Genomic DNA, 12,009 nt, shown 5'->3' with positions numbered 1-12,009 from the left:
CTCACAATTCTTTTTGTGTGAGACCTACACGGCTTGGCCGGAAATTATAGGCACTTTCGTAACGACCGTCGATAAATGCGGGGACGGTACGTTGTCTTTCTCATACAAACATTCGTATTGCGGAACAGCAAAACCAGGGCCTTCGGTGAATCGCCCGACGCGTTCGCGCAAAGCGTTTCAGGCCGGCGGGTCCGTCTGAATCCAGCCCGCACGATACCACTCGTGCAGCAGGGATGTCATTGCCGAATCGCCTGTAAGTGTTACAAAGCGTTTCGCCTCCAGACGCCGTTTGTCAGCCAACTCCGGCAGCCACTTTTTAGCCTTTGCGGATAACGCGGCCGCTTCGCCATTAACGAAATACGAGTGCGTGTTGTAGAGCAAATTCGTCTTTCTATCTAGTCTGATCCCTGTCTTTTTCGCTCGCTCAACAAATTTTTGCTCATTAAGCGCGCGGGAGGGCGGATCGAATACGACATTGGCTTTCGGTTCGCTCAGATAACTTCCGAGAAACTCGGCAACGTCCTTTTCATTCCAGGTGAGGTTCGCAAGGATCGCGCCAACGCGCTCGACGAGAAGCGCGGGCAACTCGCCCGGCTTCTCGACCGGCGGCTGCGCAGGATCGCGATAGCGCACATCGGCTTTGCCCGCGTTCGATTCGTCTCCCGCTCGCTCCGCGAGGTGATAGAGAAACTGCGCGGTGAGCTCACGAGCCGATGGCGCGCGAAAGCCGATGGAGCACGTCATGCATTCGCCTTCCGCGATGCCGTCGTGCGCGATATGCGGCGGCAGATACAGCATGTCGCCCGGCTCCAGCACCCATTCTTCTTCCGGCTCGAAGTGCTGTAAAACTTTCAACGGCAGGCCGGGTTTTAGCGAGAGATCCCGCTGCGCGCCAATGCGCCAGCGCCGCTTGCCGTGCACTTGCAGCAGAAACACATCGTAAGAGTCGAAGTGCGGGCCGACGCCGCCGCCGTCGGTGGCATAAGAGATCATGAGATCGTCGAGACGCGCGTCAGGAATGAAGCGAAAACGGTTCATCAGCGCATGCGCGCGCTCGTCGTGCAGGTTCACGCCTTGCACGAGCAAGGTCCATTCGCGCTTCCTGACGGAAGGCAGTTCGTCCGCCGCGAACGGGCCGTGCTCGAGATTCCACGTATTGCGAAAATGCGTGATGAGGCGCGATTCCACGTCGTCGAGATCGGCGAGTTCGAACAGGTCGTCGCGCGGAACGGGCGCGGATATGCCGGGGATCGCCTGACGGATCAGAAGCGGCTTTTTCTGCCAGTAACGCCGCATGAACTGTCGCGGCGTGCGGTTGCCCAACAACGGTGTGATCTCGTCGGGAAGCGGCGCGCCGGAGGGCTCGGAAAGGCTGGGAAGGGGTAAGGTGGGAACGTCTGAGGGCCGCTGGCGCATCGTATAATCGAGGCTTGTATCTTGGAGGATTCAATGAAAATTGCGAAAGACACTGTCGTTTCGGTCGCCTACAAGCTATCGGATGCGCAAGGCAATCTGATCGAGGAGAGCGACGAGCCGATGGTCTATCTGCACGGCGGCTATGATGGCACGTTCCCCAAGATCGAGGAAGCGCTAGACGGTCGCGAGCCGGGTTATGAAACGCTCATCCAGCTCGAGCCGCAAGACGCGTTCGGCGAATACGATCCCGAGCTCGTCAAAATCGAAGAGCGCAGCCGTTTTCCGGAGCCGCTGGAAGTGGGCATGCAGTTCGAAGGCACGCCCGAAGACAGCGACGACGATCTCGACGCGCTCATCTACACGGTGACGGATGTCGCGGAAGACAAAGTGGTGCTCGACGGCAATCATCCGCTTGCCGGCATGGCGCTGCGCTTTGCGCTGTCGGTGCAGGAAGTGCGCACGGCCACGGAAGACGAGGTGAAGCATCAGCACGCGCACGGCGTGGACGGCCTCGAAGTGCTGGATGAAGACGAAGACGACGACGAGCCGCGCACGGACTCCGGCCCGACGCTGCATTAAGCGCATCGGAGTTCTCAGGCGTCGTCGCAAAGCGCAGCTTCGGCTGCGCTTTTTTATTGCGGGGTGCCGTTGCCGGACACGCCCGACGCGGGCACCGGGAGAATAGGCGGCAACGCTTGCGGCGGAGTGAGAATGGGGGGCACGCCCGACGCCGGCTGCATGAGCGACGGCGGCGCGGGAATTTGCGTGGGCAAATCGTTACGCGGCAGCGCGGGCGGTGTCGATGCGGGCGCAGTCGGCACGTAATCGGGATATGAGCCGTAAGGCGCGCTCGACGGCGCGGATTGCGCGGGCGTTTCTGCTTTCTGCTCCGTCGCATCACGCTTGCGAGAGTCCTGCGCGTTACGCACATCGCGACTATCGCGCACCCGTAGCCGAAACGGCGGATGCCATCGCGCGTCGCTGACCACTTCGAGCCATTGCGACTGCGGTCGCTTCAGCGAAAGCGCGACGCGCGTCAGATTCGTCACGGTCAGCCCCTTGTCGTTGCGCAACGGCTGGTCGATATTAAACCCGTTCGGCTCGGACGCTTCCGTTCGATGAATGACGATCACCGGTCCGCGAAACGTCTCCGCCGCTTTCACGAGCGAGCGCTTCAGTTCGAGAAAGCCATCGCGCGGCTCGTTGGCGCGCGAAAAGCGCAGCCAAGCGAAACGGTCGCGCCGTTCATAACGCGCGAAGTCGGGATCGCCCTGAAGCACGATGACGAGCGCGCGCATGCCCGCGCGCCGCGCCGATTCGGCGGCGTGATCGAGCCAGAACGTCGTCGCCACCGTGCGATCCTCGAACTCGCCGTTGCGCCCGCCTGCCGTCAAGTAATGGTTGTTCGGACTCGGCGCATTCAGGCCGATGAACGCAATGCCTTCGGCCTGCCAGCGCACGTTTTCACGAAACGGCCGAAAGCGCGCAACGTCGCTTTCGCGCGTGAGCGTAAGCGGATTCTGTCCCAGGGAACTGGCATCCGCGAAAAAAAGCTGCCGAACGAAGTCGAGCCGTTCGACGGGATCGTACGCGCCGCCATGCGTCAGTCCGCAATCGGCCCAGTCGTGCTGGCCGAGCACCAGCACGAGCGGCGTTCGTGATGCATCCAGCAGATCGCGCCGCGACTGATAGATGCTGTCGCGGCAAGGCTCCGTTGGACCTTTCACGTTGCCGTCGTAGATGATGAAACCGACGTCGCGATCCCGCGCGATGGCATCGAGCATTTGACGCACGGGCGCTTCGTCGGCAGGGCGGGTGAGCGCGTCGGAGATGACAGCGAACGTCAGCGGATCGCCGTTCTGGGCGTGCGCCTGAGCGAACGCGCCCGCCAAGAGCGCCGTTACGAACGCGCCATTGCAAAGCCGTGCGGCCGCGCGCAAAAGACGCGACGCGCCAGTGCCGTCGATGCGCTCAGTGCGACGCATCCGGCGCCTGATTCGCCAGTTCATGCAGTTCGTAGAGCAAATCAAGCGCATCGCGCGGACGCAGGTCGTTCGGATCGAGCGCGCGCAGTTTGTCGAGCACCGGATGATCGGCCGCGGGTTGCGCGGCGGGTTCGTTACCCGCTTCGTCGTCGAACGCGTACGGCGGGCTCGCGAAAAGATCGAACTGCGCGGTCGGCTGCCCGATGGACTGCTGTTCCAGATGCACGAGATGCTTGCGCGCGGCGCGGATCACCGCTGACGGAACGCCCGCAAGCTGCGCGACCTGCAAGCCGTAGCTCTGGTTCGCCGGGCCTTCGTTGACCGAATGCAGGAACACGATGCCGTGATCGTGCTCGACTGCCGACAAGTGCACGTTCGCCGCCTGCGTGAACTCGGTGGGCAACTGCGTCAATTCGAAGTAATGCGTCGCGAAGAGCGTATAGCAGTGGTTGTGCGACAGCAGATGCCGCGCGATGGCCCACGCGAGCGCGAGGCCGTCGAACGTCGAGGTGCCGCGGCCAATCTCGTCCATGAGGACGAGGCTCGACGCGGTGGCGTCGTTGAGAATGGCGGCGGCTTCGGTCATCTCGACCATGAACGTGGACCGGCCGCCCGCGAGATCGTCCGCCGCGCCGATGCGCGTGAAGATGCGGTCGAGCGCGCCGAAACGCGCGCGCCTGGCCGGCACGTAGCTGCCGACATACGCCATCAGCGCGATCAACGCCGTCTGCCGCATGAACGTCGATTTACCGCCCATGTTGGGGCCGGTGATCAGCAACAGCTTGCGGTCGTCATTCAGGCAGCAATCGTTCGCGATGAACTGCTCGACCTGCGCCTCCACGACCGGGTGCCGTCCCTGTTCGATATCGATGCCGGCGTCCGCCGCGAACTCCGGCGCGACCCAATCGAGCGCGCGCGCACGCTCCGCGAACGCGCCGAGCAAGTCGAGTTCGGCGAGCGCGCTGGCGACGCGCTGACAGTCTTCAAGAAACGGCAACAGGTTTTGCAGCAGCGCTTCATAGAGCGCGCGTTCGCGGGCCAGTGCGCGTTCCTGCGCCGATAGCGCCTTGTCCTCGAACGCCTTGAGCTCGGGCGTGATGTACCGCTCCGCGTTCTTCAGCGTCTGACGGCGGCGGTAATCGTCCGGCACCTTGTCGGTCTGGCCGCGCGTCACTTCGATATAGAAGCCATGCACGCGGTTGTACTCGACGCGCAGGTTGCCGATGCCCGTGCGCGTGCGCTCGCGCGCTTCGAGGTCGATCAGGAATTGATCGCAGTTCTCCGAAATATCGCGCAGTTCGTCGAGATCGGCGTCGTAGCCGCGCGCGATCACGCCGCCATCGCGAATCAGCGCGGCCGGTTCGGGCGCGATGGCGCTCGCGAGCAGATCGAGGCATTCGTGCGGCGGTTCGAGCGCCGCGCCGATGCGCGCGAGCGCCGCCGGCTGCGCGGGCAACGCCGCGACGAGCGTCTGCAGTTCGGGCAGCGCGGCGAACGTGTCGCGCAGGCAGGACAGATCGCGCGGGCGCGCCGACAGCAGCGCGAGCCGCCCCGTGATGCGTTCGATATCCGAGATCTTGCGAAGCGCGGTTCGCAGCGCGTCGAGTCCGCTCGCAGCCGGCGCGTCGAGCAGCGCGCCGATCGCATGCTGGCGAGCCTGCGCGACGGACGCATCGCGCGGCGGATGATGCAGCCAGTGACGCAACAGGCGGCTCCCCATGCTCGTGCAGCAGGTATCGAGCAGCGAACAGAGCGTCGGCGATTCGGTGCCGCGCAGCGTTTCGGTCAGTTCGAGATTGCGGCGCGTCGCCGGGTCGAGCCCGATGTACTCCGACTCATGCTCGACCTTCAGGCTGCGCACATGGCGCAACTGCTGCCCTTGCGTTGCGGCGGCGTACAGCAAGAGCGCGCCCGCCGCGCCGCACGCGCAGGTGAGCGTTTCGCCGCCGAAGCCGTCGAGGCTCGCGACGTTGAGTTGCTCGCGAAGACGCTGCGTGCCGGAGCCGACATCGAAGTGCCAGGCGGGCACGCGCGTCGGCGCGGCGAGATTCGCGACGCCGAAAGTCGCCTGCATGTCGGTGACGGTATCGGCGATGAGCGTTTCCGACGGACGGATGCGCTCCAGCGCCGCTGCCACCTGCTCGGGCGCGACTTCCGCGAGCCGCAGCGCACCGCTCGCCAGATTGAGCCACGCGAGGCCGACGCTCGTCACCACGCCGCGCCGGTTGTGCGCGGGGCAGAGCGCGAGCAGATAGACATCGCTTTTGTCGGAGAGCAGCGCGGCGTCCGTGAGCGTGCCGGGCGTCACCACGCGCACGACCTTGCGCTCGACCGGCCCTTTCGACGTGGCCGGATCGCCGATCTGTTCGCAAATCGCGACCGACTCGCCGAGCTTCACCAGCTTCGCGAGATATTGCTCGCACGCGTGATGCGGCACGCCCGCCATGCGGATCGGATTGCCACCGGACGCGCCGCGTTGCGTGAGCGTGAGATCGAGCAGGCGCGCCGCTTTCTCGGCATCGTCGAAAAAAAGCTCGTAGAAATCGCCCATGCGATAGAAGACGAGCGTGCCGGGATGCTCCGCTTTAATGCGAAGGTACTGCTGCATCATCGGCGTGTGCTGCGCGAAGTCCGCCGGAAGCGCGGCGGCGGCCGGAGCGGAAGGAGAGTCGGGAGTTGCCGTGTGATTGCCCATCTTGCGTGCGGTAAGAGCCAACGGGCCGAACGCAACGCGCGTTCAGCCAAATTCAGCCGCGTTCAGCCAATAGTGCAAGAGTTTAACCTGCGGCGCTTGGGCGACGGAGGCGGCCGAAAGGCATAAGCCGCGCGACGGGCGACGCAAAAACAAGCGGGGCCGCCCTGCGGCGGCCCCGTTGTCACAGGCAAAGCAGGCGCGATGCTTTAGGAGCGTCCCGCCAGAAAGCCGACGAGCAGCGCGAGGCCCGCCACCGCGCCGAGCGTATGCCACGGCTTGTCATGGACGAAGTCGTCGGCGTAGCCCGCTGCGTCGCCGAGCTTGTCGGTGATGGCCGAGCTCGCGCCGTCCATTTGCGAGCGCGCGAACTTCAGCTTCGATTGCAGTCGCTTGCGCAGGCGGTCGGCGTCGATATCCTTCGCGCCCTGAAGCGAGCTTTCAAGATCGTCGAGCAGGCTGCGCAGCTGGTCGGTCGCCGAATCGACGACATCGCCCGCACCGCGCACGGCGCGCTGGCCGACATCGGCTGCGCCATTGATCTTGCTGTCGAGCGTCGAACGTGAAAACAGTCCCATTTCATTGCTCCTTTATTTGACGTGCCGGAGAATGGCTGCGCGCGAACTGTAGTTGCGTGATCCGGCCCGCGCGGCCTCTTGCGCTGATGCGCGTTCCCTGCTGTTACGACTCAAACCGTGCGCCGACGTTCCTGCCTGTTCAGACGCCGACGCGTGCAGCCGGATTCAACGGACAAGCAAGCTTCATTCCTCGACGAGCGCGCCCAGATCCACTTCGCGTTCGTTGCGGTTATGCCGGCGCATCGCGAGCGCCATCATCCCGCAGACGAAGACGCCGAACACGACGATGATCCACTGCACCGGCATCTTCTCCGTCAGGAGGAGCGCATAGGCGCCGAGCATCGCGAGCACGGCGAGGTTCTGGTTGAAATTCTGCACGGCGATCGAATGGCCCGCCGAAAGCAGCGTCGCGCCGCGATGTTGCAGTATCGCGTTCATCGGCACGATGAAAAAGCCCGACAGGCCGCCGAGCGCGATCATCAGCGGATAGGCCATCAGAATGTACGCCGGCGCGAAGAAAGGACCGATGTGCACGCCCGCGCCCGCCGGAAAGAGGTCCTTGTTGTAGAACGCCATCGCGACAGCCACCGCGCCGATCAGCACGCCGACCGGCAGCACCTTCAGCGACTGCCGCAGCACGATCCACGCGGACGCCGCTGCCGCGCCGAGCGCAATGCCGACACCCGTGATGCCTTGCAGAACAGCCGCCTTCGAAAGCGACAAGCCGAGGTTCGCATCGGCCCACTTCAGCACGAGCAGTTGCAGCGTGACGGCCGCGCCCCACAGGAGCGTCGTGACCCAGAGCGCGATCTGCGCGAGCTTGTCGCTCCACAAGACCTTGAAGCAGCGCGAGAAGTCGTGCACGAGGCGCGTGGGCTGCGTCAGCAAATTCGGATAGCGCGCGCCGGTATCGGGGATGAACGCGTTGATGACGGCCGCCGATGCGTAGATCAGCATGACGGCGAACATCGCGGCGTGTGCGGCGCTGGTGACGAGCGGCACATGCGCCTGCGACACCCAGCGTTCGACGACCTGGCTCACGAGCGCGCCGCCGATCACGGTGCCGATGATGGTCGAGCCGACCGTCGCCGATTCGAGCCACGCGTTGGCCGCGATCAGCTTTTGCGGCGGCAGCAGTTCGGTGAGGATGCCGTACTTGGCCGGCGAATACGCGGCCGCGCCGAGGCCGACCACGCCGTACGCGATCATCGGATGCACGCCCGCGATCATCAACGCGCAGCCGCCGGCCTTGAGCGCGTTCGAGATGAACATGACATGGCGCTTTTGCAGCGCATCGGCGAATGCGCCGACGAAAGGCGCGAGCACCACGTACGAAACGGTGAAGAAGATCTGCAAGAGCGGCGTGACCCACGGCGCGGAGCGCACGACGGCGAGCATCGCGATCGCGGCGATCAGAAGCGCGTTGTCCGCCAGCGACGAGACGAACTGCGCGGCGATGATCGTATAGAAGCCTTCTTTCATGGGTGCGGGCGACCGGGCGCGTGGCGCCGTGAACGGAAACTGAAAGGGAAGGGGAGAAAGCGCGCCCCGCTGAACGCGAAGCAAAAGATTGCACTCTAGCCGAGCGCGACTTTCGTTGCAGAGCACGCGGCGCGCCCGTCAGGCCAATGGAAACGGAGCGCGGCGGCGCGCGCTCCGGCAAAGCGATTGCGATTGTTTCGCGTGCGCCGGCTTATTCGCCGGTCAGACGCGTGCGCGAGTACATGTCTAGAATCTTGACCATCTGCGCGTACACCTTCGGGTTCGCGGCGACGATCTCGTTCTGAAACAGGAAGTCGGATTCGCCCGTGTAGTTGCCGACGAGCCCGCCCGCTTCGGTCACGATCAGGCTGCCCGCGGCGACGTCCCACGGATGAATGCCCTGCTCGAAGAAGCCGTCGAGGCGTCCGGCCGCGACGTTTGCCAGATCGAGCGCCGCCGCGCCCGGACGACGCAGACCGGCGCACGACATCGTCATTTCGCTGAAAAGGCGCGTGTAGGCGTTCAGGCCCTGGCCGTCGCGAAACGGAAAGCCCGTGCCGATGAGCGCATCGGAGAGACGGTCCAGCTTGCCGACGCGAATGCGCCGCTCGTTCAGATACGCGCCGCCGCCGCGCGAGGCGGTGAAGAGATCGTTGCGCGTCGGATCGTAGACGACGGCTTGCGTGACCGTGCCCTTGTGCGCGAGCGCGATCGAGACGCAGTAGTACTGGAAGCCGTGGATGAAGTTGGTGGTGCCGTCGAGCGGATCGATCATCCACTGATAGTCGGACTCGCGATCGTCCTGGCCGGAGTCTTCCGCGAGAATCGAATGATCGGGATAGGCGGTGTGCAGCGTCTCGATGATGGCCGCTTCCGACGCCTTGTCGACTTCCGTCACGAAGTCGTTGTGCTGCTTCTTGCTGACGAGGAGGCGGTCCAGGTCCAGCGACGCGCGGTTGATGATCTGTCCGGCGCGGCGCGCGGCCTTGACAGCGATGTTGAGCATCGGATGCATGAGCGAAATCCTTTGACCGCCGCGCGTTGCACTCACGTGCGCGGGCGATGGGTTGCAAGAAGGGTTGGCGACAACGACTAAGGTCGACGAAAGACGAATTGAATAAGAGCGGGGCGCCCGCAGACGTTCACGAAGCGCGAAGGGGCCATTTTACCCGAATGCGGCCGGGCGCAGCGAGGGCGGCCGACCGGGTCAATCGGCGATAACATAGCGGGTTACTCTCGCACTTATTCTCCAACCCGTCCGCAACTCAGAGCACGAACCGCGCCTTGGAATCCAACGATCTTTCTCTCCCCGCCGGTGGCTTCACGTCCACGCGATTCATCCTCGTCGAGCCGAGTCATCCGGGCAATGTGGGCGCCGCGGCCCGCGCGCTCAAGACGATGGGCTTTGCGCGCCTCGTGCTGGTCGCGCCGCGCGTGGCCGACGTGAAGAACGACCCCGAAGCCGTCGCGATGGCGAGCGGCGCGGACGACGTGCTCGCGTCCGCGCATGTCGTCGATTCGCTCGCGGATGCGCTCGTCGGCGTGCACTGGTCCGTCGCGCTGACCGCGCGCACGCGCGAGTACGGGCCGCCGCACATGCCGCCGCGTGTCGTGGGCGAGCGCGCGCGAGAGCTCACGCATCACGGCGACATTGCGCTCGTCTTCGGCAACGAGCGCACCGGGCTTTCCAACGCGGATGTCGAGCGATGCAGCGCGCTCGCGCATATTCCGGCGAACCCCGCGTATAGCTCGCTCAATCTCGCGCAGGCGGTTCAGGTGCTCGCCTACGAACTGCGGCTCGCGTTTCATCAGGCCGCGCCCGTCGCGACGCCCGGCGAAACGGTGGTGCAGCTTGCACCGAGCGATGAAATCGAAGGCATGTACGCGCACCTCGAAGAGGCATTGGTCGCGCTATCGTTCCTCGATCCGGCCAATCCCAAGAAGCTGATGTCGCGCGTGCGGCGTCTTTTTGCACGAGCCGGTCTCGAACGTGAGGAAGTGAACATTCTTCGAGGCATTGCAAAGCATATTCTTCTGCGTGGTAAGCCGTGAGCGCGACCGCGTTGTCATCGGGGGCATCGGGCGCGTCCTGCAACGGCGGCGCGCTCGTCCTACAATCGGCAAGAAACGGCGCGCCGTCATAAGCTTTGCGCTTTTCCAGCAAAGCAGAGCAAAGCCCGACATAGTGCGACCCAGTGCGACCCAGCGCGATCCAGCGCCATCCTTCCCCCGACCGAGACCACCGCCATGTTCGACCGATTTCGCGAAGACATCGCCGCCATTCGTGAGCGCGATCCCGCCGCTCGCAGCGTCTTTGAAGTCGTCACGTGTTATCCGGGCCTGCATGCCATCGTCCTGCATCGTTTCGCGCACGGCTGCTGGAACCGCGGCTGGCGCTGGCTCGGGCGCTTCGTCTCGCAGATCGCGCGTTTTCTGACCGGCATCGAAATTCATCCGGGCGCGACGCTCGGGCGGCGCGTATTCATCGATCACGGCATGGGCGTGGTGATCGGCGAGACGGCTATCGTCGGCGACGACTGCACCATCTATCAGGGCGTGACGCTCGGCGGCACGTCGCTCTCGCGCGGCGCGAAGCGGCACCCGACGCTCGAACAAGGCGTGATCGTCGGCGCGGGCGCGAAGGTGCTCGGCAGCTTCAGCGTCGGCGCGCAGGCGAAGATCGGTTCGAACGCCGTCGTCGTGAAGCCGGTGCCGGCGGGCGGCACGGCGGTGGGCAATCCGGCGCGCGTGGTGATGCCGGCGGTCGCGAAGAAGCCCGATGCGCGCGAGAACGCGAGCGCCGCATTCTGCGCGTACGGCATCACGCCGAATGCGGACGATCCCGTGTCGCTCGCCATTCACGGCCTGATCGATCACGCATCGACGCAGGCGCAGCGCACCGACGAGATCGTCGCGGCGCTGGAGCGGCTCGGCGCGCGCGTCGAGGCGCTGCACGGCGTGGACGGCGCGGCGCTGCTCGACCTGAAGCGCCTCTCAAAAGTGATAGAAGGCGAGGCGCGCAGCGCCGAACGTCACTTATAGCGGCAGCGCGCGCACGCCGCCGGCATCCAGACGTAGATAGCCGCCGCGCGGCGCGTCGATATCCAGTTCCCAATCGGGCAGCACCCAGCGCACGCCTTCCACTTCGCGATGCATCGCGGGACGGTGCGTATGGCCGTGAATCAGCGTATGCGTGCGGCTTCGGATGAAGAGCTCCGACACGGCCTTGCGCGTCACGTCGTATTTCGCCGATACGCCGTGCATGCGCGCGCCTTCGCTTTTGCCTCGCATGCGCTCGCCGATGGCGAGCCGTACGCCGAGCGGCAGCGCGAGAAAGGCGCGTTGCGCGTAGCGGTTGCGCGCGAAGCGTCGAAAGTGCTGATACGCGCGATCGGCGGTACACAGCGCGTCGCCGTGCGCGAGCACGATGCGCGTGCCGAACGCGGTCATCGCATACGGATCGGGCAGCAGCATGGCGCCGGCTTCGCGCATGAAACGTTTGCCCAGCAGAAAGTCACGATTGCCGTGCATCACATATAGGCCGATGCCGCGCTCCGAAAGCGTGTGCATGAGCTTGGTCATGCGCCGCGCGAAGCGTGCGCGCTCGTGGTCCACGGCGGGATCGAGCACGTCGTCGCCGACCCAGAACTCGAACAGGTCGCCGAGAATGAAAACGGAGTCCGCCTCGCTGGCCGTGACTTCGATGAAATGTTCGAACGCGGCGACCGTCTTCGGTATCGCCTCGCTCAAGTGCAGGTCCGAAATGAAAAACAGCGGGCGCGCGACGTGCGCGCTGCCCGCTGCCTCGTGTTTCGATTCGCGACCGAAAGACTTCGTATCGATCATGCGATGAACG

The 12,009-nt window shown here is 64.7% G+C and carries 10 protein-coding genes; 3 read left to right on the top strand and 7 right to left on the bottom strand.

Annotated features, from left to right (window positions below; translation table 11 throughout):
* Positions 1–177 precede the first annotated feature (177 nt).
* Complete coding sequence (locus LDZ26_RS08145) at positions 178–1,416, bottom strand: cupin domain-containing protein (protein WP_244846783.1); 1,239 nt, start codon at positions 1,414–1,416, stop codon at positions 178–180.
* A 33-nt stretch (positions 1,417–1,449) separates the two neighbouring features.
* On the opposite strand from LDZ26_RS08145, the gene LDZ26_RS08140 reads away from it, so the two are divergent.
* Positions 1,450–1,995, top strand: coding sequence for a peptidylprolyl isomerase (locus tag LDZ26_RS08140; RefSeq protein ID WP_244846782.1), 546 nt, complete (start codon positions 1,450–1,452; stop codon positions 1,993–1,995).
* Positions 1,996–2,048: 53 nt separating this feature from the next.
* Here the strand turns inward: LDZ26_RS08140 and LDZ26_RS08135 are convergent, their stop codons facing one another.
* The 5 genes from LDZ26_RS08135 to LDZ26_RS08115 all read right to left on the bottom strand — a co-directional run bounded on the left by LDZ26_RS08135 (position 2,049) and on the right by LDZ26_RS08115 (position 9,168).
* Entirely contained in the window at positions 2,049–3,401 is a 1,353-nt protein-coding gene (locus LDZ26_RS08135) for a hypothetical protein (protein WP_244846781.1), read from the bottom strand.
* Positions 3,388–6,012: a DNA mismatch repair protein MutS gene (mutS, locus tag LDZ26_RS08130; RefSeq protein WP_244849090.1), complete on the bottom strand. Its 2,625-nt coding sequence runs from the start codon at positions 6,010–6,012 to the stop codon at positions 3,388–3,390. Before mutS ends, LDZ26_RS08135 begins: the two co-directional genes overlap by 14 nt.
* A gap of 290 nt (positions 6,013–6,302) precedes the next feature.
* On the bottom strand, positions 6,303–6,671 hold the full coding sequence (locus LDZ26_RS08125) for a YqjD family protein (protein WP_244846780.1): 369 nt from the start codon (positions 6,669–6,671) through the stop codon (positions 6,303–6,305).
* A 183-nt stretch (positions 6,672–6,854) separates the two neighbouring features.
* Positions 6,855–8,153, bottom strand: coding sequence for a lysophospholipid transporter LplT (lplT, locus tag LDZ26_RS08120; RefSeq protein ID WP_244846778.1), 1,299 nt, complete (start codon positions 8,151–8,153; stop codon positions 6,855–6,857).
* Between the two features lie 211 nt (positions 8,154–8,364).
* Positions 8,365–9,168, bottom strand: a complete 804-nt coding sequence (locus LDZ26_RS08115; RefSeq protein ID WP_244846776.1) for an inositol monophosphatase family protein — start codon at positions 9,166–9,168, stop codon at positions 8,365–8,367.
* 269 nt (positions 9,169–9,437) lie between these two features.
* Between LDZ26_RS08115 and LDZ26_RS08110 the strand changes: the two genes are divergently transcribed.
* Positions 9,438–10,205, top strand: coding sequence for an RNA methyltransferase (locus tag LDZ26_RS08110; RefSeq protein WP_244846774.1), 768 nt, complete (start codon positions 9,438–9,440; stop codon positions 10,203–10,205).
* Between the two features lie 195 nt (positions 10,206–10,400).
* A complete protein-coding gene (cysE, locus tag LDZ26_RS08105) occupies positions 10,401–11,195 on the top strand; it encodes a serine O-acetyltransferase (RefSeq protein ID WP_244846772.1) in 795 nt (264 codons plus the stop codon).
* Here the strand turns inward: cysE and LDZ26_RS08100 are convergent.
* Positions 11,190–11,999 carry a UDP-2,3-diacylglucosamine diphosphatase gene (locus LDZ26_RS08100; RefSeq protein WP_244846770.1) on the bottom strand — a complete coding sequence of 270 codons (810 nt, stop codon included), beginning with the start codon at positions 11,997–11,999 and terminating at the stop codon, positions 11,190–11,192. The two genes, cysE and LDZ26_RS08100, sit on opposite strands and share 6 nt — an antisense overlap.
* Positions 12,000–12,009 lie beyond the last annotated feature (10 nt).

This window comes from Caballeronia sp. SL2Y3, assembly GCF_022879575.1.
Classification (GTDB): Bacteria; Pseudomonadota; Gammaproteobacteria; order Burkholderiales; family Burkholderiaceae; genus Caballeronia.
Note: the sequence above shows the minus strand (reverse complement) of the source record. Positions and strands in the feature narration are given on the sequence as shown.